Here is a 22,533-nt window from a genome sequence, read left to right as displayed (position 1 = left end):
GCCGAAAGAAAAGAACAAAGGGGGCGCAGACATGGCCCCCTTTGTGGTCCGTAGATGAGATAGACGCCTCAGGTGATTGGCATCGTGCCTTTCGCCGCCATCATCAGTTCAACCACTTCCGGCGCGGTGATGATTTCATAGTCCGGGTCCATTTCCTCGGCGGAGAATCCGTTGTGGATCATGCAGGCACCGCATATGCCGATCCGTCCGCCCGCTGCGCGGTACTCTTTCACCAGATTGGCCACCGGTTCGAAGGGCTTGCCGATATCCATACCTTCGGTCGATCCGGGTTTGCCAAGCTCCACCCCTTCGACCATCAGCAGAACGATCGAGCTGTGGCCCATCTTTTGCGCGTTGAGCGCCATGGTGAAAGCCACGGTGACCTTGCCGGGGTTGGAATGGCCGTCGAAGATGGTGGCGACGAAATCAGCGGTTTGCATGAGATATCCTTTCGCGAAACGCGGGTCCCGATCTGAGACTCCCTTACATTCTATATCTCGAATATATCTTTTACAGCCCGAATGTCACCGTCCGCCCTTCACATTGGCGCGACACCTTGCCTCAGAGCGTGAAAAGCGTCCGCTCGCCCTCGATAAACCGGCGCAAAACCACCGGATAGAGCCGGTGCTCCTGCACCAGAACGCGGGCGGCGAGATCGTCAGAGGTATCGCCCGGCAGGATCGGCACCCGCGCCTGTCCCAGAATCGGCCCGCCATCAAGCTCGGCCGTCACCTCATGCACGGAGCATCCTGCCTCCGCATCGCCCGCCTCAATGGCGCGCTGGTGGGTGTGCAGACCTTTGTATTTCGGCAAGAGCGAAGGATGGATATTGAGCATCCGCCCGGCATAATGGGTGATGAATTTCGGCGTAAGAATGCGCATGAACCCGGCCAGCGCAATGACGTCGGGAGCATAGGAATCGATGACGGAAATCAATTCTTCTTCAAAGACTTCCCTGTCGCCCTTGAAGTCACGATGATCCACGACTGCGGTCGCGATTCCCATATCTGCGGCCTTTTTCAGACCGCCCGCCGCCGGCACGTTCGACAGAACGAGACAGGGACGCCCCGGGTGGTCCGCCACCATGGATTTCGCCAGCGACACCATGTTGGAGCCGCCGCCGGAAATCAGGATCGCAACCTTCTTGTGGCTCACTTGAGCTCACCCTCATAGGTCACGCCATTGCCTGTGGTCACCTGACCGATGCGGTAGACAGTCTCGCCTTCGCCGCTCAGAAGTGCGGTGAGCGCATCAGCCTGATCGGCGGCACAAACAACCACCATGCCGATCCCGGCGTTGTAGGTTTTCAGAAGCTCGTGCTGGCTCAGACCCGCCGTATCCACCAGCCAGCGGAACACCGGCACCAGCGTCCAGCTCGACAGGTCGATGTCGGCGCCCATGCCGGTCGGCAGCACACGCGGCAGGTTTTCGGTCAGACCGCCGCCGGTGATATGCGCCAGCGCATGAACACCACCCGCGCGGATCGCTTTGAGCACCGGTTTGACGTAAAGCCGCGTCGGGGTCAGAAGTTCTTCGCCCAGCGTGTTGTCGGAAAACGGCGCGATGTCGGACCATTTGAAGCTGGAAACCTCGACCGTCTTGCGCACCAGAGAATAGCCGTTGGAATGTACACCGTTGGACGCCAGGCCCAAAAGCACATCGCCCTCGGTCACACCGGACGGAAGATCGGCACCGCGTTCCATCGCGCCCACGGCAAAGCCCGCCAGATCGAAATCGCCATCTTCATACATGCCCGGCATCTCGGCGGTCTCGCCCCCGATCAGGGCACAGCCCGATTGGGCACAGCCTTCGGCGATGCCCTCGATCACGGCGGCGGCATTGTCGAGCTTGAGCTTGCCGGTGGCGAAATAGTCGAGGAAGAACAAAGGTTCCGCGCCCTGACAGACCAGATCGTTGACGCACATGGCCACGAGGTCGATGCCGACGGTCTTGACGTTGTCCGTGTCGATCGCGATGCGCAGCTTGGTGCCGACCCCATCGGTCGCGGCGACAAGGATCGGGTCCTCATAGCCCGCCGCCTTGAGATCGAACAGCGCGCCAAAGCCGCCGAGACCGGCCATCACCCCCGGGCGTGCGGTTTTCTTCGCCGCCGGTTTGATCCGTTCGACAAGCGCATTGCCCGCGTCGATATCGACACCCGCATCGGCATAAGTGAGACCGTTCTTTCCCTGCGTCATGGCAAAGGCTCCCCGCGAAACTGACGTTTCGGCCCGTTTACGCGGTTTGTGCCGCGTTGAAAAGGCCTGCCTGCGCCACTTGACCCGGTCTTCTCACCGCAATAATCAGGGCGACAGGCGGGCCTGTAGCTCAATTGGTTAGAGCAGAGCGCTCATAACGCTTTGGTTGCGGGTTCAAGTCCTGCCGGGCCTACCAAGATTTTCCGCCGGTTCCCGACCATGGGATGTCCCCGTCCAAGCCGGAATATCACAACCGCCGCGACGGGATCAGGCCACCCGGCTCCGAACCCTCCAGCTCTCATCCTCCGCCGCGATCTGGAAACGGTCCACCAGCTTGCGCAGGTGAGAGGCCGCCTCGATCAGGGTCGCGCTGCTGGCGAAGGTTTCCTCCGACATGGCGGCATTGTGTTGAATCGTCTGTTCGATGTCGAAAATTGCCGCGTTGATTTCATGGGCAGCCTGTGAGGAACGTTGCGCCAGCTCGCGCACTTCGCTGGCAACGACGGCGAATCCGCGCCCCGCCTCCCCGGCCCGCGCCGCTTCGACACCGGCGTTCAGCGCCAGAAGATTGGTCTGGAAGGCGATGCCCTCGATCACCGCGATGATCTTGCCGATCTTCTGCGACGAACTTTCGATCTCGCCCATGGCGACGACCGTATCGGAGACGATCAGGGCTTCCGACGCCGGGGAATCAGCGCGCAAGAACCAGATCGGCTTTCAGCCCGCCGAGCGCTTCGCTTTCCCCCAGACGCAGCGTGCCGCCATGACGCCGCGCGACGTCATGGGCGATGGCGAGCCCGAGCCCCACACCGGAGCCGCGATTCTGGTTGCGGGCGGCATCGAGCCGGACGAAGGGCTGCAACGCCCGGTCCCTGGCCTCCGGCGCGATCCCCGGCCCGTCGTCCTCGACCGAGATCACCGCCGCGCGTTCGAACAGGGTCAGGCTGAGCCGGGTGCGCGTGCCATAGCGCCGCGCATTCGACAGGAGATTGTCGAGCGCCCGAGACAGGGCCGCGGGTCGTCCCGTCAACTCGACCGCCTCCTCGGGCAGGATGACCGCCTCGATCACCGAGCCCGCCCGTTCGGCTCGGGTCACCGCATCGCGCATCAGCGTCTTGAGGTCGAGCCGCTTCGGTTCCTCCGTCGCGTCCGCACGGGCGAAATCGAGGAAGGTGTCGATCAGCTTTTCCATCTCGTCGAGATCGCTCTGCATCGCCTTGATCTCGGCCTCGTCCGCCTCGGGCACGTCGAGCATCGACAGGCCGAGGCGGATGCGGGTCAGCGGCGTGCGCAGATCGTGCGAAACCCCCGAAAGCATCAGCGTGCGCTGTTCGATCTGGCGTTCGATCCGGGCGCGCATGTTGAGAAAGGCGGCCCCGGCGGAACGCACCTCCAGAGCGCCAGCAAGCCGGTAGGGTTTGTTCTCGCCGCGCCCGAAGGCCTCCGCCACCCGCGCAAGATGGCGAATGGGGCGCAGTTGATTGCGCAGGAAGATGAAGGCGATCAGCGTCATCAGCCCGCCGGTCAGCGCGGTCAGCACCAGAAGCTGGTGCGGGTTCGAAGCGGAGGCGCGACGCCGCGGCAGATCGACCGTCAGACGTCCGTGTGCGGTCAGGACCGAAAGCTGCACCCGCCGGGGATCGCTGGCGAAATCGACCCCCTCGACCCCGTCCAGACCGTCTCTTAACTCGGCAGCGATGACCCGGCCCGTAATATCGTCCCACGACCGCTGATCCGTCACCGGGGTCGGATCGCCGAGACGAGAGGTAAAGCGCAGCCGCGCGTCCATCTCCTCCAGCGCCAGCGGGATCTGCGCCTCCGGCAGCCCCTCCACGGCGGCGACATAGAGACCGATCTCCGCGACGACGCCCTGGGTGAGCTGGCGGGTGACATCCTGGAAATAGCGCTGGGAAAAGGCGATCATGACGACGAGCTGGATCACCACGACCGGAACCAGCAGGATGAGCGCAGCCCGCCCATAGAGCCCGCGCGGCAGATATGTTTTGAGCCAGTCGAAGAACATGGGCTATTGGTATCCCTGCAAGACCTCTGAAGGAAAGAGAAATCGCGTGCAGACCCGCCCCGAGACACTCACCGAGCTGGCCCCCGGGCTGATGCGCATTCTGGCCCCCAACCCGTCGCCGATGACCTATTGGGGCACGAACACCTATGTGCTGGGCGAAGGAACGGAGCGTGTGCTGATTGATCCGGGGCCAGATCTGGCCGCGCATCGCGCGGCGGTGCTGGCCGCCCTGCCCGCTGACACACGAATCTCCCAGATCCTCGTCACCCACGCCCACCTCGACCATTCCGCCGGCGCCGCCGCGCTCTCCGAGGCCACGGACGCACCGATTCTGGCCTTTGGCACCGCCGCAGCCGGGCGCAGCGCCCATATGGCGGCACTTTCCGACACGCTTGGCGGCGGCGAAGGGGTGGATTCGGCCTTTGTCCCCGACATCGCCCTGCCCCATGGCACGCTTCTCGACACCCCGGCGGGACCGATCGAAGCGCTGCACACCCCCGGCCATATGGGCAATCACCTCTGTTTCGCCTGGCGCGGCGCGGTGTTTTCCGGCGATCTGATCATGGGCTGGTCCTCCTCGCTGATCTCGCCACCCGATGGCGATGCCGAAGCCTTTCGTCAAAGCTGCGCCCTGCTTCTGCGCCTGACCCCCGACCGGCTTCATCCCGGTCATGGCGACCCGGTCGAAACGCCGCGCGCACGGATCGAATTCCTGCTGGATCACCGCGCCGAACGGGAGGCACAGATCCTTGCAGCCCTCGCGCAGGGCCCGATGGATCTGATGGCGGTGACCCGTGCGGTCTACACCGATCTGCCGCCAACCCACCTGCCCGCCGCCGCCCGCAACACACTGGCGCACCTCGTCGAGATGACCCGTCAAAAACGCCTGATTGCGCAACCAAAAATCGGCATAAATGCTGTATTTTCAGTGCCTTGAGAGGAAAATACGCAAAAATTGACTTTTTGTCACAAAACCCTCTTGCACCCCCGAAATCCCATAGCTATACACCCCACATGTTCCGGCGTAGCTCAGCGGTAGAGCAGTTGACTGTTAATCAATTGGTCGTAGGTTCGATCCCTACCGCCGGAGCCAATATCTCTCAATGAGATCAAGATGATAAAGGCCGCCTCGCAGGGCGGCTTTTGTCGTTTTCGGGGGCCTCTACAACAACTCTACAACATTGGGCTTCTACAACGAAAAAGGCCGCGCCCGAAGGCACGGCCTTGTTGTCGATGTGGTGGCGGTCAGACCACAAACACTTTCTTCTGAGTGACACGGCACTGATACAGGACTCCATCTGGAACCGAGGGTTTCTCAAACTGGTATTCAGTCCCGTCGTTGAGCGTGATGGTCGCATTCGTCACGTAAGGCCTGTCGGCCAGTTGCTCGAAGAGAGCACGCAGGTCGTCGTTCATGCCACGGCCTCCTTCTCCATTGCATTCCGCTCTGCACGATCTGCAAAGCAGGTCGGGTTGTAGGAGAAGCCGAACAGGCCAGCATCGTCGTAACAGAAGTCGACCACAAAGTCCGTTCCGCCCTCAAGGACCGTGCATCCGACCCGTCGAACTTCTCGTCCGACGCCAGCACAACGCGGGTCAGTTCCTTCCGACCATTCACATAGGCCGTATCCCAATCCGTGATTTCTTCCGCCCGCCAAGTCGAGAAATATGGCGTCGTCAGCGCGCCGTTCCCCTCGCGCGGGAATTCCAGCAGCAGACCATACCGCCCAAGCGCCATGACCTCGCGCACGGTGTCCTCGATCAGCACAGACAGCGGGGCCTTCTCGTGGGTCGCGTTCAGTCGCATCGGTTCCAGCCGTTCGGGAAGGGCGATAACCGGGTCCTTGCGCAGTGCAAGCCCGACGAGGGCGCGCAGGGTCATTTCGGGCGCACCGTAGAAGGAACCGCGTTCGAGGTAATGCTCGTAGTTGGCCGAGGTCATGCCGTCGGATTTCTTCGTGTAGAGTTGCCCCTGAGCCTTGACGGCCCGCTCCCCTGCGATGGCATCGCGGATCAGTTGATACTCGTAGGCCCGCTCGTCATATCGGACGTTCTTGATGATGGCGCTCATTCAGTCTCTCCAAGAGTTAGGGCGCGACAGGCGGGCCGGGTCGGGCAACCGACCCACCTGCCGCTTTGCCGCGCGATCTGCTCGGATTGCTGCCGTCTCGCAGTCAGCGGTTGGAGCGTCTTCGGCGCGGTATTTCATCACGCAGTGGCGTCGATGTTGGTGAAGGCGATCCGGGCGGCGTCCTGCCAAGGGATCGGGAACTTGCCCTGCCGCGTGATGATCGAGACCGCGACTTCCGTCTTGGTCGCGACCATTTCGTCCTGCGACACGGCAATGTCTTCGGAGGTGAGCAGTTCACGCAGGATGCGCTTGAAGGCGGCGGCATCGTGCGGGATTGGGAAGACGAGGATGGGGGTGGTGTCGGACGGGAAGCGATATTGGCGCAGTTCGCCGTCGGCCAGGGTGATTTTCCGCATGGGTGTTGCCCGATCAGTAAGAGGTGGGCAACTGGCCTATCCTTTAGACCGCACCAGTTGCCCGTGTGAAAGGAGCGGTCGATGCGACATTAGAACATTTACAGAACATCCCAAACCGGGAAAGCAGGTAGTATGATCGGCTTCTCGACAAAAAGCAGGTGAAGTAGCGACCCCTCCTGACACCCATGTCCGCACCTAACGTATGCTAGTTCGTCCGACTTCCCGGATGCTAGGTGAATGATCCTTCTTTACCGGACAACTCGGACCGGAGGATGCGGACGCTTACGACTGGTTCCAGCGGACAGTGGCGTCCGGTGGCAAAGCGTTGAAATGCAGTCGTATCAGTGCGATATAGCTCAGCAGAGAAAGGAACTTCGACATGACTTCAGACAACAAAGATACTGATCAAAACAAGGTGGTGCAACTCCGCCCTCCCAAGGCCAAAGCAGGGCTGTCTTCTGAACGGAAATGGGGAAAAAAGGTAATTGACCTTGGCTTCTGCATCGTCCCATCGCTCCTCTTGCGGGCACAGCAGAGGCTTGGGCTGAACCCGACGCAATTGGCTGTCTTGCTGCAACTTTGCGACTTTTGGTGGGAAGAAGCGCGGAAACCTCATCCTGGCGTCAAGACACTTGCACAACGGCTCAGCCTAAGTGAGCGGCAGGTCCGCCGCTATATCGCCGATCTGGAAAAAGCGGGCTTGGTTCAGCGCATCGAGCGTCATGCCGGACATGGCGGCAAGCAAACAAACATCTACGACCTGTCCGGCTTGGTGAAGCGACTGAAGGAGCTGGAACCTGAGTTTCGCGAAGTTGAAGACGATGCAAAGGCAGAGCGTAAGGCAGTTACCAAGCGTGGCTACAGGCGAACGAAGAAGACGGCTGTCAGCAAGAACGAGGTTTGAGAACCCCATAAAAAGCTGAGCCCCGGGCGCATACCTAGGGCAGAGGCGGGTCCGGGGCGAACGAGAGTGATATGATGGATATGGACGCCAGTGTCAAGGGGTATGCCTATGGTGAGGACGCCCTGAACGAACTTGAAGCAACACTTTCTGCCGACCGCTTTGCCACTTACCTTGCGGCAGCGGGGGGCGACCGTGAGGCGGCTGCGCGTCTGTATACATGGAACACAGCCGTCAGTGCAGCCTTCTACGGCCCACTACAGGCACTGGAGGTTGCGGTCCGCAATTCGATGCATGGGCGCTTGGCGAATGCCTATGGCCCTCATTGGTACGACAACCCCGCAAGCGGACTAGACAACGGTGCCAACAAAAAAATCTTGCAAGCGAAGGGGGAACTCCAGAGGAGTAACTATCCAGTCGATCCGCCGCATGTCATCGCAGGACTATCTCTTGGGTTCTGGGTCTCACTTCTAGGCCGTGGCGGATACATGGATGCAAACCGAACCCGACGGGCGAACTATGAAATGACGCTTTGGCGACCCGCTCTTCGAGGCGCCTTTCCGCACGCGAGTTCTTTGAATCGAACGGGCGCGCACACACCACTCGACTACTTGCGAACGTTCCGCAATCGCATTGCCCATCACGAACCGATTTTCCAGCGGCATCTACAGCAGGACTACCAAAACATCCTCGATGTGATGACTTGGGTTTGCCCCCACAAGAAGGCATGGATGGAAGCGCATTGCCGTGTGCCCGAGATTCTGGCCATGCCGAAAGATGACCCGAAAGTCCGCTTCTGAGAGGGCGCAAAATCCTGCTCAGATATTTCCAAGGTCGGGTGCGGGGTTCTGTGTCTCCGGGAGGGGGTCCCCTTAGCAGGTACTGCGTGCCCTGCTTTCCATGTTGTAGCGATGTTGTAGAGGGCGACTAACCGCTTGATGGCGCAGTCAGTTTGGGCGCGGCGATTGATGAAACATCAATTGGTTGGGTGGAAGTATGTCAGCAATGCTAACATATTAGGAAGAGACCTGCCCGTGATCGGGAGGCAGTCTGCGCAACGGTACCACGCGGGATCATGCTGGGCGCCGTGCCACGCGGTGTCGAGATGTTGCGCACTTCTCTACTGAAGTACTGTATAAGAGAACTGCGCAACATCTCCGCTCATACCGCTTCCCACCGCATCGCGCCCAAGTCGGCCATGCACTGCGCGGCATCCGCGCCCACGGCAACGGCGCACTTGAACGGCTGAGTCTGCCCTTCCTTCATCCAATACTTGTGCGTCGCCTCGACATGGCTGAGCGCGCGCCGCGTTGCCGCGCCACCAGCGCCGAACACACGATCCACCTCCTTTGGTGACAGCAACGTGACATCGCCCATGCGCCGCATCACCTCGGCACCCGTGGCACACTCGTTCACCTCAATGTCGAGGCGCATGGAGTGCATGATGAACACCCGGCCCATCTTCTCACGGCGCACAGACCGCATCCGCCCATCGTAATACTTTGCGCTTCCCGCTTTTGGCGTTGCGCCAGAGTAAGATTTCAGTGTCAAATCCCCCAAGGTCTTCCACTCTACATCCGCGCCGTCGAAGCCGAGGAGTTGGTTGCGGTAGTGGTTGTATTGGGTTTTGCGGGCGGTAAGCTCAGCGGTAAGCTCAGCGGTAAGCTCAGCGGTAAGCTCAGCGGTAAGCTCAGCGGTAAGCTCAGCGGTAAGGGCAGTGAAAGCGTCCAATATCCGCACAATCTCGGCCTGAATCGCCAAAGATTTCTGCGTGTTCTCTGGGCAGGGGATGGGGATGAGGATTTTCGCGACTTGGTGGCTCATTAGTTTGGGGTTGCCCATGCCTGAAACAACATGCTTGGGAGCTTCCCTGATAAGCCAGTAATAGAGAAACTTGAGGTTTAGCGGCTCTGCGCAGTTACTTTTGATGACGCCGCAAACGTTTGTAATCGAGAACCTACCTGTTCGGTGAAACACTGTGCCAGCATTTGCACCGTCAGTCGTCCAACTCACATACTCTCCATCGAAGTCGAAGGTCCCGATTTTTCCAATCATGCCTTCTCTTGCCGTTTGTGAACTGTAAACCGGGTAATCACCTGCATTTTTAACGAGATATTCCTTCGACATAACTCTTCCACGGCGCAGAATGGCGATTTCCCCCAACGGCACCCATTCCACCGCCGCCCCATCCAAAAGGCGCTCCATATAGCCCAAGCCGCTCACGCCTCGATCTCCGCCACGATCGCGTCGATCTGCGCGCGCAGGTCGGTGATCCGTTCGACCGTCGTCGCGATATCGGCGTTGAGGGTGACAATATTCGTCACCTCGCGGGTGTCCTTCGGCTCCACATAGGCGCTGACTGACAGGTTGTAGTCATTGTCCATGACTCTTTGCTGCGTGATGTTCTGCGCCACATGGGGCACCGGGTCTTTGCTGGCAAACAGGCGCAGCACCTCGGCGATATGGCCGTCCTCCATCAGGTTGGTGTTGGTGCTTTTGCGGAAGAAGGCCTCTCCGCTGGCATCAATGAACTGCACATCGGTGTTTTGCTTGTTCTTGGCCAGCACAAGGATCGTCACTGCGATGGTGGTTCCGAAAAACAGGTTCGGGGCCAGCGCGATGACGGTTTCGACATAGTTGTTGTCGACCAGATATTGGCGGATCTTTTTCTCCGCCCCGCCGCGATAGAAGATGCCAGGGAAGCAGACAATCGCAGCGCGACCACGACCCGACAGGTAATGCAGTGCGTGCAACACAAAGGCAAAATCGGCCTTGGATTTCGGGGCAAGCACACCTGCGGGCGCAAAGCGTTCGTCATTGATCAGGGTCGGGTCGTCCGAACCCTTCCATTTCACGGAATAGGGTGGGTTCGAGACGATGGCATCAAAGGGCTCGGCATTCAAAAAATGCGGATCTTCGAGGGTGTTGCCATGCTGGATGTCGAACTTGTCGTAGTTAACATTGTGTAAGAACATGTTCATGCGGGCGAGGTTGTAGGTGGTGTAGTTGATTTCCTGCCCGAAGAAGCCGCCTTCGATGATGTGGGCGTCGAAGTGTTTCTTGGCCTGCAACAGCAGTGAACCAGAGCCACAAGCGGGGTCGTAAATCTTATTAACGCGAGTTTGGCCGTGCATGGCGAGTTGCGCGATCAGCTTGGACACGTGTTGCGGGGTAAAGAATTCGCCGCCTGACTTGCCGGCGTTGGCGGCGTAGTTGGAGATCAGGAATTCGTAGGCATCGCCGAAGGGGTCAGCCTCCACGGCGTTGCGGTAGAGTCGTCCGTCCACTTGATAAAACGAGCGTCCTGCCCGAAACACCACAGACACCGACGTTGCGTACCATTCAACGGTAGATGAACTGAAGTCGGATCTCCTAGAAGACATCGACCGCCATCTGCAACCGGGGGATACCATCTTGCTAAACGCGTCCAACTCGATCGGCTTTGGTAAAATCCTGGATCATTTGTCCGGCCCGACTGCCGTGTGAACGTCAGAGCACCCTCTTTTGCCTCAGACGAATACGAGAGACCCGATCTGTTTCCCCTCAAGCCGCATCCGGCGCAAAGCCCGATAGGTCGCCAGATTTTCTTCGATCTCTTGCGGAGTCAGATCAAGTTTCAGCGTCGCCCGCGCATCGTTTTCGCGCCCATCCAGCCCGTAGACCAAGGCAAGGTTGCCCCGCACATAGGGGGCAGCGGCCGGGTCTTTGACCAACTCTTGCAGGATCGCGGTCCCCCGCACGATATCGCCGGAAATCGCCAGCGACAGCGCATAATTGCTGCGCAAAATGAAATTCGTGGGATAGAGTTGCAAGCCATCTTCATAGACGCCCTGTGCCTGTTTGTGCCTCGACAGCGTGTCGAGTGCCACGCCTTTTCCGGTCAGGGCCGCCACATTGGTGCGATCCACCCGCAGCGCCTTGTCATAGGTGTCAACCGCCCGCTCGGATTGTTGCATCGCCAGATAGACACGCGCCAAAGTGGTCAGCACTTCTGCATTCCCGGGGGCAAGTTCGTGCCCGCGCAAAAGCACGGCCTCTGCACGGCTGTTTTGCCCCATACGCGCATAGCTGTTGCCCGCCCCCAAAAGAGCAGGCACTGACATCGGATCGACCGCCAGAACCTTCTCAAACAGCCGCGCAGCCGTTTCATTGTCGCCCGCCTCAGAGGTCGCCTGTGCCAAACGCAGGGTTTCCGAACCGCCTCCACTTGCCCCCTGTGTCGCCGTCTCAGTGCCAAGCGTACAGGCCGAGAGGCTCAGAGCCACAAGAATAGGTGCAAACAGGTGTTTCATGTGTGTGATAAGGCGCAAGAGGCTACTCCGGTCGACGAGGGATCATGAGAAGAGTGAGGCGAAAACATCCCCACGGCAGCGGTTTTGTATGAGGGACGCAAGAACATTCATCGGACCAGCATGACCTTACCGCAGGACACGCCTTCAAGCGTCAGGTCCGCTTCTCCAATACCAATGCCGAGCAGGTTGAAAAGGGCGTCGAGCACAGCGTCGATGGGGGTTAAAAGCGCAGTCAGCAACATGTTCGGCAAGGTGGTCAGGATCAGGTTCACCAATGCGACCACCGGCGCCAAAAGCAGCTCAAGAAGCCCCCCCAAAAGAGACTGGCTGTCATTGCTGACGCTGATCTCGAGATTGTCCGGGTCCAGCAAACTGGCCACGGTTGAACTGAGCACCCCCTCCACCCCGTAGGTCTGTGTCTCGCCGATCTGAGACACGAGAAATTCCGTTTCCGGCTGTTCGGAGATCCCCGTCGCGACATGGGATTTGATGTTCAGGGAGAACAAGTCGATGGTGATCAACAACAGGCTAAGCTCCAGATCAAGAAACTTCGCGGGTTCCAGCAAAGCGGCGTCCAGCGGCGTTGTCGTATCCTCAAAGGTCGGCGCGTCGAATTCGCCCAAGAACAATTCGAGCACATGGTTGCCCGTCGTTCCGGTCATCGGGGCAAAACCCGTGTCGAACCGCGCCACAACGTCGTCCGCATCCCCGGCGTCGCAATTGAGATCCGCCAGCGTGGCCGTGGCGCTCGCAATCTCGGCGTAGAGCGGCAGACGCAAAGACAGCACGGAGACCCCCTCCCCGATTCCTTCGAGAAGGCTCGGAGACAAATCGAGCAACAACTTGAGACGCACCTGAGCCGTATGCACTGTGGCGCCGCGATCTCCCAGCGTGATCCAGCCAGACCCCGCCTTCCGCGCCCCGACGATCAACCCCAAATCGGTGTCCAGGACACCAGGAATATCGAGATTCAGACTGGCTTCGATATAGTGATCCTGATTGAGGATCTCGACACTCGTCATCAGGATATCGAGAGCGGAAACAGAAACTTCCCCGAGCACATCTTCAAGCTGCAAGGCAACATTGTCGCCGTCGATCGCAATCAATTGCGACGCATTGAGAGTGCTGGACACCACACCATTGAGAATGGCGGTCAACACATCCGTCGAGCCCGAGACCAGCCCGGTATCGAGCAGCGCCCCCGCCACATCGAGCAGGTCAATATCGGAGGTCAAAATGTCTTCGTAGCTCGCTGCGGTCAAATCTATCCGATTGGCCAAAGCATCGGTGAAGGTCAAAAGGTCGATATTCGTATTGGCCAGAGCCTCGTAATCCAGAGCGGTGAGCGACAAGGAGGTGCCCAGAAGCTCCTCAAGCAGCGCATTCAGCAGCCCTTCGTCCAGCGACAACAAGCGCGAGCCAAGGCTGAAAGACGCGAAATCAAACCGGGCGGCGGTTGCGGATGCGCTCAACGGCGTGCTGTTCGATCCAAGAAACAGAGAGGAGAAATAGAGCGGCGCGTCATCCGTGAGGACGACCTCCGCCGCATTGGTCCCGGTGTCGGTCAGATCCCCCACAGTGAACCGCGCCTCGGGCGAGACAGCCGCGTCATAGAGGTATCGACCATAGGACAGCGTTTCCAGATCGGCGACAGCCAAGGCATTGCCCGCTACCGTGTCCTGAGCGTTCTGAGCCGGGCTGTCGTCAAGATTCAAAACCGCACTCACCGCCGCCATATCAGCACGCGTTTGCAGGGTCTTTTGCTCGAAATAGAGCGAGCCCAGGTCGACCCCCAAGGCCAGAAACCCGATCGCAACGGTCATAAAGAGCGCGACCACAATCGCAACTGCCCCACGTTCATCGCGGTGAAATCTCTGGACATGGCGCTTAATAGGCAAGGTAACTGCTCCGGGTGATGTCAGCGATCCCGATGCCAAGGAACCTGTCCGCAATATCGACCGCCGTTCCGCTCAGATCGTAGGTCAACGTGATCTGTAGCGCCGTGACGGTCAGACCGCTCTCTGTGACCGTTTCGCTTGGCGTCACGGTACGGGAAATCTTGGTGGCGTCGAGAAAGGCAAAGCGCTCTCCGGGGCTGTTCAGAAAACTGTTCGCACGCGCCTCACGGTCGGCCATGAAGGGCTCGCTCACCGAATAGCGCAGGGCTTCTGCCGCGAATTGCTGTAGGCTGTTGGCAATGGCAAAATACTGGCCGAAGGCAATGATGCCGAAGAGGATGCTCAAAAGCACTGGCAAAACGAGCGCGAACTCGACCGCCGTCGCCCCCTCGTCCTCCTGCAAGTGACGCCGAAACAGATTCATCCCCCCGCTCCTCCCTGCATAATGTTGTCAAGAATGCTCAGCACGGCCGGGCCGATCAGCACCACGAAAAGCGCTGGCATGATGAAAACAATCAGCGGGATCGTCATAAGGGCGGGCAGACGTCCGGCCTTTTCCTCGATCTGCAACAGACGCGCCGACCGCGTGTCCTGCATCAGGTTGCGCAGCGCGCCGCGAAACGGCGTGCCATAGCGCTCCGCCTGCACAAGGGCATTGGCAAACACCGAGATTTCCGGCAATGGCAGACGCTCTTCGAAATTGCGCCACGCCTCTGCGCGCTGCGGCAAAACCGTGAGTTCGAGCACGAGCTGTTGCAGTTCCAAAGACAGATCGGGACAGCTCACCTGCAGTTCCCGCGCGACCCGCCGCAGCGCCGGCAGCGGACCAAGGCCAGCTTCGCTGACGATCACCAAAAGCTCCAGCATATCGGGAAACGCCCGGCGCACGCGTTCAAGCCGCTTGCGCCGGCGCATTGCCAAAAAAGCATCCGGCGCACGGGAAAAGAAAAGCGCGCAGCCACTTACACCAATAATGACGGAGAGCGGATTGAGCCCGCCGTCCGCATTGAACATCAACCAGAACAACGCCAAAAACACCCCGGCAATCGGCAGAACCAGTTTCAGAAAGGCATAGACCAGGTGGGCATCCCGGCTGCGAATGCCCGCGGCTTTCAACAGCGCATCCGAAGCCTCCGCCTCACTGCCCTTCACGACCGAGACCCGCTCAAATGTCGCCACCGCCATACGTGTCAAATGGTCCTGAAGACGCTTGTGCATCGGGTTGGCCACAGGAGGCGCAAAGGCAATTGACGATGCCCCTTGCGCGTTTCGGGCGATCGTGCGCTGCAATCGCGCGCGCCTGGCCCTTGCGTCCCATAGCCCCCAAAACAGGACCTGCAGCAGGCCCAGTGCTGCGAATACAAGCAGGAGGAGAAAAAAACGTTCCATCTCAGACATCTATCCGCGACAGCTTGTACATACTGGCAATGCCGAGGCTCAGGCTGAGCAGCCCCAGAATGCCGAGAATGCGGCCTCTCGGGTCCTCAATGAGCGGCGACAGATAGTTCGGATTCATAAAGAAAATGACGCCACCGACAGCAAACGGCAGCCCGGACAGGATCACGGCGCTCACGCGCGTCTCGGCCGAAAGCGCCGCCGCCTTTTTGCGCAACTTGCGCCGGTCTCGCAGGAGCATGGCAAGGTTTTCAAGCGTCTCAATCAGGTTGCCGCCGGTTTCGGCCTGCAATCCTGTGGCCACGGCGATAAAACGCGCTTCCGGGGAAGTGATCCGATCCGCCATCCCCGACAAAGCCTCATCCAGCGCCATCCCCATACGATATTCCTCACGACATCTGAGAAACTCTTCCTGCGCGATCCCCTTGGAGTGATTGGCCACCAGACCGAGCGCCTCCCCGAGAGGTTGTCCGGCCCGCAGCCCGCGCGCGAAGACATCGAGACAATCCGGCAAGGCTTCGGTGAACTGCCGCACCCGCCGCAGGCGCAGAATGTCGAGCACAACATTGAGGAGCATCCAGCCCGCTCCGATCGCTATCAGCGCCGACCACATCACAGGTACAGCCGCGAAGACCATCAGGCCGAGAAAGCTGAGGACAGACAAAAACAAGACCAAAAGGAGCCCGGCGGGCGCAGAAAGAGACAATCCAGCGGCACGAAGTCGCTGTTCCAGGACGCCAATCACACCACTCTTTTCACGCTTGAGCACCGCAGAAGCCGCCTCGGACGCGCTTTCCGCCAGCCGTTGCCGCACCTGTGCGGAGGTGGCGCCGGGATGCGCCGCCGCAGCCCGCATCAAGCGGCCCCTCCGGCCCCGGTTGGTCCGGTCATACATCATCAGAGCAAAGGTACTCACAGCGACGCAGGCGACGAAGATGAGCAGAAACAAAAGCGCGGACATCAGCATCAGCCTGGCTCCATGGTCTGACGCAACGTCTTGTCCAGCCCCTGCTCCACCGCCAGATCCAAGAAACCGGGCATCAGACCTGAGGAGACAAAATCGCCCTGCACGGCCTCGCCCTCATAGGGGCGCGGGACGAAACGGAACAGTTCCTGAAGGCTGACGACACTGCCTTCGACACCTACGATCTCTGAGATGGAGGAAATCCGCCGACCACCATCACGCATGCGCGAAATCTGCACGATAACGTGGATCGCGTCGCCCAACTGCTGACGCACGAATTCCGTCGGAAGGACAACGCCGGACATGGCTATCATGTTCTCCATCCGGGTCAGCGCTTCGCGCGGCGTATTCGCGTGCAGCGTGCTCATCGAACCATCATGTCCGGTGTTCATCGCTTGCAAAAGGTCGAATGCCTCATCGCCACGCACCTCACCGATGATGATCCGGTCCGGTCGCATCCTCAGTGCATTGCGAAACAGGGCCCGCATGGGAACCGCCCCCTGCCCCTCGATGTTCGCGGGCCGGGTTTCAAGCCGGACGACATGCGGCTGTTGCAGACGCAATTCGGCGGCATCCTCAAGCGTCACGATCCGCTCCCTGGCCGGGATTTCGCGCGAAATCGCGTTCAAAAGCGTGGTCTTCCCGGACCCCGTGCCACCGGAAATCAGAAGATTGAGCCGCAACTGTGCACAAAGACGCAGGAATTGCATCATCTGTCGGCTTAGACTGCCTCGTTCCACCAGATCCTGAAGCGTCAGATCGTCTTTCGGAAACTTCCGAATGGTCATGGTCGGCCCGTCCACCGCCAGAGGGGGGATGGTCACATTGATCCGGCTGCCATCCGGCAGGCGCGCATCGACAAGCGGCGTCGTCTCATCCACCCGACGCCCAACGGCGCCGACAATCCGCGAGGCGATGTTCACCACATGGTCGTCATCGCGAAAACAAATATCCGCCAGCTCCAACTGTCCGCGGCGCTCGACATAAATCTGCCGGGGCCCATTCACCATGATCTCGGAGACGCTGTCATCCGCAAGCAGACGCTCAAGCGGCCCCAGCGCCAACATGTCGTCCACGACGTAATCGACCAGCTCCGCCGTCTCGACGCCGTTCAGATCGAGTTTCTGCCCACGACTGACGCTCAGAACGGCATCCCGGATCGCACTGCGCTGCGCGTCCAAAGACAAATGCCCCAAGGCACGCAAATCCAAAAGCCCGATCACCTCGGGCGCAATCTGCCCGCCAAGCTGCATCACCCGCTTGGTAAACTCGGGCTGATACTGCGCCCTCCCCGGCGATACAGGCACGACCGGCGGCGGGGTGGGTACGATTCTATTCACATCTGCGACCAGATCCTGCATCAACGCCCGCTGCACATTGCGCGGCACGGTTTCACCACTGTGCGCCTGATACCAATCAATCGCAGAACTCACCAAATAAGGCCCGCCCTGCGCGCCTTCCGCCATCAGAAGGCGAACACGCTCTGCGATCTGAACATGTGCGGTCGACAATTCAGTAGCTGGTCGCGGGTCGGACATGGTCATCGCGACCTCTTTTTCCACCAAGACCGACGGTCGTTTACGTCGGATGTCTCGTGTTCCGATGCCGCCAATATCGTCTGGGCCAGATCGGCGACTTTTCGGGCGTAAGCGCTCCTCGGAAACTCGGATTGTAGCGGCGCGCCCTTGACCGAGGCGCGCGCAATTTCGGCAGAGCTCAAAGGCAGTTCGCAAGTCACCGGCTGCCCCAGGGCCTCAGCGATCTCTTTTCGGCTCAACCCGGCATCTCGGCGGCTTTGGGATACGACGTTCCAGATCCGCGTGGCCCCGCTTTGGCTGCTCACGCGCTCGATCAACCGTCCCGCAGTGCGCAACGCACCGAAACCGGGCGCCAGAACCAAAACCACATCGTCCAATTCCCGTAACAAACCGACATCCTGCAGCAAAAGTCGGCGCGGCAAATCCATGACGGTCAGCGGAAATTCCTCTTTCAGCGTTTGCACAAGTCCCGCAAGCCCCTGTTCGTACCCCGCAAGAAGTGACGCATCATGAAGCTCTCCGGCATAGACCGACAAACCGGGCAAAACCTCCGCCATACTGGATTGAAGATAGGTGCTGTCGACGCGCTCCGGTCTTTCCAAGGTTTCGAAAACGCCCTGCGTCGCTTCGATGTCGAAATCGACAGCCAGAGACCCAAAGGCAAAATCCGCATCGAGCAGACCGACCTTTGCCCCCTGACCCGCGTTTGAGATTTCCGCCCTATGGGGCGCATTATGTGCCAGAAACGCAACGGACAAATTGGCGGCCAAGAGGCTTGCACCGACACCGCCCGACGCCCCGCAAACCGCAACGACACGGCCCTTAGCCTGGATGCCATGAACCGGGAGCGCGCCCTTCGGCGCTGCAAAGACATCCGGCAGCACAAAATCCGACTCCAAAGGCAGTGCAAGATAGTCCCGCGCCCCGGCCGCCAGAAAATGGCGATATGCCGCAACACTGTTTTCGCGCCCGAGCAGCACGAGCTCCCCACCTTCGGCGACAATCTCACGGACGGCCTCGAGATGGTCACCCATCTCTCCCTGTCCCAGTTCCACGATCATGAGTTTGCGAAACGGGGCAAGACCGGCGAGCCGGGCGACGGTCTCAAGCGTGCCGGTTTGAAGTGTGGCGGCGTCGCTTTCTCCAAGCCGCTGCAACAGCAAGGTGATCGCATCGCGCCCCTCCTCGGAGGCAACAAACGCATCAATTGCATGCCGGGTAACAGCTCGGGAAGGCATAGGCTGGTTCATTGCGCCGTCTCCGCCGGACTGTCACGATAGGCCCGCGCCGCCGTCGCCTCGGCGGCCAGAACATCGCCCGGTTCATGGATCATCACCGCGAGATTGGTCGCACTGGCACAGCCCAGATCCGCGATGAGCTCTCCCGGCGCACAGGAGACCGCAAGCCCTTGGGCGCGCACAGCACGCAGAATTCCGACCTGTCGCCTCGGCGTCGGTCGGGCCCCAAAGGTCTCGTCCATCAGAATTTCAACTTTGGCAGGGCTGCGCGACAAAAGCGACCGCATCGCCTGCTCGCGCGCCGCATCCACCGTCGGCTGGCCGCTTCCCGGAAGGGTCGCAATCACCAAGTCGCTGTCCGTCAAAGAAAGACTGTTCAAAAAGCGCTGGACACTTTGTCTTTCAGAGGCGGAGAGATCGCCACCACCGCTGGCAAAGCGAAACTGGTGCTGAACCTCGACATAGGGCGCCGAAAGACGTTGCATCGCACCGCGATCCACAACCAGCGTTGCACAGGCGCTCAACAGGGAGACCCCGACAAGGGCACAGACGGAGGACATTCGGATCGGTCTCATTGCAAAAGGAACCCTGCGTTGCCGTTGATGTTCTTGACAGACACAGGACCGTCTTTGCTGATCGGCTCACCGGAAGAGAGCGCGCCGAGGAAATTGCGGTCGAGACTGTTTGCCGGGCTGAATTTGTCGAGCGGCGTCTTGAACTGACCGGGTGCGGCCGGTTCGACAATGTAGGGCGTCACGATGATCACCAGCTCGCTTTCGCCCTTCTGAAAGCTCGTCGACCGGAACAAGGCGCCCAACAGCGGAATATCCCCGAGGCCCGGCACCTGTTCGACATCCTGCTGCGTCGACGCGCTGAACAGGCCAGCGATGGCAAAGCTCTGACCGCTGCCAACCTCGATCGTCGTGCTGGCACTGCGTTCGCGGATCAACGGCACATTCTGTGTGTTGGTCTGGCTTCCGTTCGAAAAATCAAGCTCGCGGATTTGCGTGCGCACGTTCAGCTTGATCTGATCCGCGCGCAAGACCTCCGGCAGGAATTCCAACTCCACGCCGAAGGGCTCGAACACAACCGTGGCCGTGTCATCGTCCTTGGTGGTCTGATAGGGAAACCTCCCCCCCGCGAGAAAACTCGCCTTGTCGCCGGAGCGCGCGGTGAGATTGGGTTCCGACAGGATTGTGACCAAACCTTCGCCTTTCAGCGCCTCAAGCGTCACCCCGATATTTGTGCCGCCATTGCGAATATTGCCAGCCAGCGCATAGCCGCCCTCGACGCCGGATCCGCCGGAAAAGCCCTGACCGGACAACACCGTCCAGCTCACCCCCAGATCCTCCGTCACCGTTCGGGACACTTCCGCGATCTTGACCTGAAGGTTGATCTGCGCCGGGGTGTTCAATGACAGGGAATTGACCACCGTCGCATCGGCCCCCGCCAGTTGCCGCACAACCGCTTCGACCTTTTCCGCCTCTCCGATGGTATCGACGCTGCCGCTCAACACGATCGCCCCACCGATCTCGGTCACGGAAAAGCTGCCCCCCGGCTGCGCAGCACGGGCGGCACGGGTCATGGCCTCCATGTTGAAGGACACGTTGACTGCGCTGCTGAGCGTCACTTCCTCCGTGTCATCAATCACGAAAAGCGTCGTTTCCCCGATGGACTTTCCATAGATGTAAAGCAGTTTCGGAGATTTGATCTCGATATCGGCCACGTCGGGATTGGCCAGAAAAACCGTCTCCGCAGGGCTTTCGAGTTTGATCAACTTGCCTTGCCCCGCAAACAGATCAATCGCCCGATTGCGCGTTTCCACAAGGGTTTGCGCTTGCGCGGGGGCAAAGGTCAGCGACAGCAAAAGCGCGCTCAGGGCGAACCGCAATATCGGAGGCTTGCGGAGGATGAGATTGAGACGTTTTTGAAACATCATGATCACTCTGCTGAACTGGAAGGAACGGAGACGACCGCCGCGGGTACGCCCCCCGGGAGCTGCTCTTCTGAGAGCAACACATCCACCCGGTTTTGCGCACCGCGCACGATGGACACGCTGCGACTGGTCACCGTCGGCAGAGGCTTGGTCGTTTGGCCGGAAATCTGGCTGGAGAAAATCGGGGCATCCTCGGCGATCACCGGCCCCTCACCTGCATCATCTTCGCTCAGAACCAACATGATGTCGCCCATCTGATCCGCCAGAGCCAGAACCTTGGCTCCCTCCGGCGTCAATTCGAAGGTCACGATCTTCGGCGGCGTTTTCGGCTCCGCCTGCGCGTCTTCCGCCGGAGGCTGCGTGGTCTGATCCGTCGCGATGATCCGCACATTACGCAACACCGTGCGGATCGCCAGGACGTCCTCCGCCATCTCGTAGGACAACAGGATATCGACACGATCGCCAAGTTCGAGCAGCCCGGCCACCGCCGTTTCTGCCTTGACCGGCAGGGCGATAGCCCGCATCCCCTCCGACAGATTCAGCCGGGTCGGCGACGAAAGCGTCTCCGGCAGGTCCAGCCTGACGTCCGGCCCCGTCAAATCGGCGTCGACAAAAGGGGTGCCTCCCGGAATGGTCCGCAAAGCGATCATTCCCGTCAACACGGCCCGATGCGCCGACGTATCCGCGAGAAACCCGTCATGAACGGTGTCTTGCGTCATGTCGGCATAGTGGAAATCGTCGGGCGAGACGCGGTCTCCGGCCTGAACGGTGCGCGACGCGACAAGAATACGCGTCGTCTCTGCCGTTCCGGAGGCGACCTGGAGCACGGGCTGTGCAGTGGGTTGGGTGTTCGGACGAAACCCTCCCCACACCACAACGCCGGCCACCACAGCCGACGTGGCCAGAACCAGGGTCGCGCGCCTGGGAAAACCAGACATTACAATCACAACTGAGTTATCCGCAGTTGGTTGCGTTGGGTGTTTCCAAGCAGGTGTTCACGTCCGTAAACGTGCCATTAAGAGTGCCCCCGAGGTTGCTCACGGCGAGAACAATCACTGCCGCAATCAAAGCGGCGAAGAGACCATACTCAATGGCTGTTGCGCCGTCTTCTTCTCGCGCGAACCGCCGCATGAGGCTCTTGGAGTTCTGGATGAATTTCATAGAGTGTCCCCCTAAAGGTTATATTTTTGTCAATCCAAGACTTTTGGATGATCTAAGATCAAAACGTATTGCCTAAATGAAAATACGTTTATGAGACATGTCTTTTAGAAAATAAAATGCGCGAACAAACAACACAAAAAAGAATTTAACCTATATTTTACGTATAGTTAGCGGCAAAATAGATAACCAATTAGTATGTTTAAATATATGCTTTAGTATTGTTTCAAATTCTTAAGTTTGGATCAATGCGTGTATTTGCAATGCAAATTTGCACATCATCTCTATAGTTCGCACAATAGGGCACAGGTCTCTTTCCTTAAGCATAGATGATTCCCACCAAATTGGACGCATACTTTCGAGATCACCGATATTCAGACCACAAATCGGCGCTGCTCTGAGCCCTGCGCCGTATGAGTTTCTGAGCGCTGCCGCATACTGCTGCTCTCTGGCCCCGGCGCCGCCGCAAGATGTCGAGCACCTCCTCTAGACTGCTAACCACAGG

At 59.5% G+C, this 22,533-nt stretch carries 22 protein-coding genes, 2 tRNA genes and 1 pseudogene; 5 read left to right on the top strand and 20 right to left on the bottom strand.

The window, feature by feature from the left end:
- Nucleotides 1–68 precede the first annotated feature (68 nt).
- The 3 genes from CEW89_RS03105 to purM form a co-directional block, all read right to left on the bottom strand.
- Nucleotides 69–440: a DsrE family protein gene (locus tag CEW89_RS03105; protein ID WP_066708257.1), complete on the bottom strand. Its 372-nt coding sequence runs from the start codon at nt 438–440 to the stop codon at nt 69–71.
- A gap of 121 nt (nt 441–561) precedes the next feature.
- The gene (purN, locus tag CEW89_RS03100) at nt 562–1,155 is read right to left on the bottom strand and encodes a phosphoribosylglycinamide formyltransferase (RefSeq protein WP_081423944.1); all 594 of its coding nucleotides are present in this window, start codon (nt 1,153–1,155) and stop codon (nt 562–564) included.
- A complete protein-coding gene (gene purM, locus CEW89_RS03095) occupies nt 1,152–2,198 on the bottom strand; it encodes a phosphoribosylformylglycinamidine cyclo-ligase (RefSeq protein ID WP_066708259.1) in 1,047 nt (348 codons plus the stop codon). The genes purN and purM overlap by 4 nt, the downstream gene beginning before the upstream one ends.
- A 119-nt stretch (nt 2,199–2,317) precedes the next feature.
- On the opposite strand from purM, the gene CEW89_RS03090 reads away from it, so the two are divergent.
- Nucleotides 2,318–2,394: transfer RNA gene (locus CEW89_RS03090), tRNA-Ile, on the top strand.
- A 185-nt stretch (nt 2,395–2,579) separates the two neighbouring features.
- Here CEW89_RS03090 and CEW89_RS03085 read toward each other — a convergent pair.
- Nucleotides 2,580–2,855: pseudogene (locus CEW89_RS03085) on the bottom strand (methyl-accepting chemotaxis protein); the annotation flags it as partial.
- 34 nt (nt 2,856–2,889) lie between these two features.
- The gene (locus CEW89_RS03080) at nt 2,890–4,221 is read right to left on the bottom strand and encodes an ATP-binding protein (protein WP_096804871.1); all 1,332 of its coding nucleotides are present in this window, start codon (nt 4,219–4,221) and stop codon (nt 2,890–2,892) included.
- A gap of 46 nt (nt 4,222–4,267) precedes the next feature.
- On the opposite strand from CEW89_RS03080, the gene CEW89_RS03075 reads away from it, so the two are divergent.
- Together CEW89_RS03075 and CEW89_RS03070 are read left to right on the top strand one after the other, a co-directional pair.
- Nucleotides 4,268–5,158, top strand: coding sequence for an MBL fold metallo-hydrolase (locus CEW89_RS03075; protein ID WP_244906152.1), 891 nt, complete (start codon nt 4,268–4,270; stop codon nt 5,156–5,158).
- Between the two features lie 81 nt (nt 5,159–5,239).
- Nucleotides 5,240–5,314, top strand: a tRNA-Asn gene (locus CEW89_RS03070).
- 234 nt (nt 5,315–5,548) lie between these two features.
- On the opposite strand, the gene CEW89_RS03065 is transcribed toward CEW89_RS03070, so the two are convergent.
- Nucleotides 5,549–6,292 carry a hypothetical protein gene (locus CEW89_RS03065; RefSeq protein ID WP_198403487.1) on the bottom strand — a complete coding sequence of 248 codons (744 nt, stop codon included), beginning with the start codon at nt 6,290–6,292 and terminating at the stop codon, nt 5,549–5,551.
- A gap of 137 nt (nt 6,293–6,429) precedes the next feature.
- The gene (locus CEW89_RS03060) at nt 6,430–6,708 is read right to left on the bottom strand and encodes a hypothetical protein (protein WP_096804869.1); all 279 of its coding nucleotides are present in this window, start codon (nt 6,706–6,708) and stop codon (nt 6,430–6,432) included.
- Nucleotides 6,709–7,087: 379 nt separating this feature from the next.
- Between CEW89_RS03060 and CEW89_RS03055 the strand changes: the two genes are divergently transcribed.
- Entirely contained in the window at nt 7,088–7,612 is a 525-nt protein-coding gene (locus tag CEW89_RS03055; RefSeq protein ID WP_096804868.1) for a helix-turn-helix domain-containing protein, read from the top strand.
- Between the two features lie 71 nt (nt 7,613–7,683).
- A complete protein-coding gene (locus tag CEW89_RS03050) occupies nt 7,684–8,409 on the top strand; it encodes an Abi family protein (RefSeq protein WP_096804867.1) in 726 nt (241 codons plus the stop codon).
- Between the two features lie 361 nt (nt 8,410–8,770).
- Here CEW89_RS03050 and CEW89_RS03045 read toward each other — a convergent pair whose 3' ends face one another.
- From CEW89_RS03045 to CEW89_RS02985, 13 genes are all read right to left on the bottom strand, one after another.
- A complete protein-coding gene (locus tag CEW89_RS03045; protein WP_198403486.1) occupies nt 8,771–9,832 on the bottom strand; it encodes a restriction endonuclease subunit S in 1,062 nt (353 codons plus the stop codon).
- The gene (locus CEW89_RS03040; RefSeq protein WP_244906151.1) at nt 9,829–11,040 is read right to left on the bottom strand and encodes a type I restriction-modification system subunit M; all 1,212 of its coding nucleotides are present in this window, start codon (nt 11,038–11,040) and stop codon (nt 9,829–9,831) included. The genes CEW89_RS03045 and CEW89_RS03040 overlap by 4 nt, the downstream gene beginning before the upstream one ends.
- 78 nt (nt 11,041–11,118) lie before the next feature.
- Nucleotides 11,119–11,919, bottom strand: coding sequence for a tetratricopeptide repeat protein (locus CEW89_RS03035; RefSeq protein WP_244906150.1), 801 nt, complete (start codon nt 11,917–11,919; stop codon nt 11,119–11,121).
- An 89-nt stretch (nt 11,920–12,008) separates the two neighbouring features.
- The gene (locus CEW89_RS03030; RefSeq protein WP_280522628.1) at nt 12,009–13,799 is read right to left on the bottom strand and encodes a pilus assembly protein TadG-related protein; all 1,791 of its coding nucleotides are present in this window, start codon (nt 13,797–13,799) and stop codon (nt 12,009–12,011) included.
- On the bottom strand, nt 13,789–14,223 hold the full coding sequence (locus tag CEW89_RS03025; RefSeq protein ID WP_096804865.1) for a TadE/TadG family type IV pilus assembly protein: 435 nt from the start codon (nt 14,221–14,223) through the stop codon (nt 13,789–13,791). Before CEW89_RS03025 ends, CEW89_RS03030 begins: the two co-directional genes overlap by 11 nt.
- A complete protein-coding gene (locus CEW89_RS03020; RefSeq protein ID WP_244906149.1) occupies nt 14,220–15,017 on the bottom strand; it encodes a type II secretion system F family protein in 798 nt (265 codons plus the stop codon). The genes CEW89_RS03025 and CEW89_RS03020 overlap by 4 nt, the downstream gene beginning before the upstream one ends.
- Nucleotides 15,018–15,189: 172 nt before the next feature.
- On the bottom strand, nt 15,190–16,161 hold the full coding sequence (locus CEW89_RS03015) for a type II secretion system F family protein (protein WP_066701745.1): 972 nt from the start codon (nt 16,159–16,161) through the stop codon (nt 15,190–15,192).
- Nucleotides 16,161–17,702: a TadA family conjugal transfer-associated ATPase gene (locus CEW89_RS03010; RefSeq protein ID WP_244906148.1), complete on the bottom strand. Its 1,542-nt coding sequence runs from the start codon at nt 17,700–17,702 to the stop codon at nt 16,161–16,163. Before CEW89_RS03010 ends, CEW89_RS03015 begins: the two co-directional genes overlap by 1 nt.
- The gene (locus CEW89_RS03005) at nt 17,699–18,946 is read right to left on the bottom strand and encodes a CpaE/TadZ family protein (protein WP_157779743.1); all 1,248 of its coding nucleotides are present in this window, start codon (nt 18,944–18,946) and stop codon (nt 17,699–17,701) included. Before CEW89_RS03005 ends, CEW89_RS03010 begins: the two co-directional genes overlap by 4 nt.
- Nucleotides 18,943–19,509 carry a CpaD family pilus assembly lipoprotein gene (locus CEW89_RS03000; RefSeq protein WP_244906147.1) on the bottom strand — a complete coding sequence of 189 codons (567 nt, stop codon included), beginning with the start codon at nt 19,507–19,509 and terminating at the stop codon, nt 18,943–18,945. Before CEW89_RS03000 ends, CEW89_RS03005 begins: the two co-directional genes overlap by 4 nt.
- Complete coding sequence (locus tag CEW89_RS02995) at nt 19,506–20,873, bottom strand: type II and III secretion system protein family protein (protein WP_096804861.1); 1,368 nt, start codon at nt 20,871–20,873, stop codon at nt 19,506–19,508. The genes CEW89_RS03000 and CEW89_RS02995 overlap by 4 nt, the downstream gene beginning before the upstream one ends.
- Nucleotides 20,874–20,875: 2 nt before the next feature.
- Nucleotides 20,876–21,808 carry a Flp pilus assembly protein CpaB gene (gene cpaB, locus CEW89_RS02990; protein ID WP_096804860.1) on the bottom strand — a complete coding sequence of 311 codons (933 nt, stop codon included), beginning with the start codon at nt 21,806–21,808 and terminating at the stop codon, nt 20,876–20,878.
- Between the two features lie 16 nt (nt 21,809–21,824).
- Nucleotides 21,825–22,031 carry a Flp family type IVb pilin gene (locus CEW89_RS02985; RefSeq protein ID WP_096804859.1) on the bottom strand — a complete coding sequence of 69 codons (207 nt, stop codon included), beginning with the start codon at nt 22,029–22,031 and terminating at the stop codon, nt 21,825–21,827.
- Nucleotides 22,032–22,533 lie beyond the last annotated feature (502 nt).

The sequence above is a fragment of the Celeribacter ethanolicus genome (assembly GCF_002407265.1).
GTDB lineage: Bacteria > Pseudomonadota > Alphaproteobacteria > Rhodobacterales > Rhodobacteraceae > Celeribacter > Celeribacter ethanolicus.
Note: the sequence above shows the minus strand (reverse complement) of the source record. Positions and strands in the feature narration are given on the sequence as shown.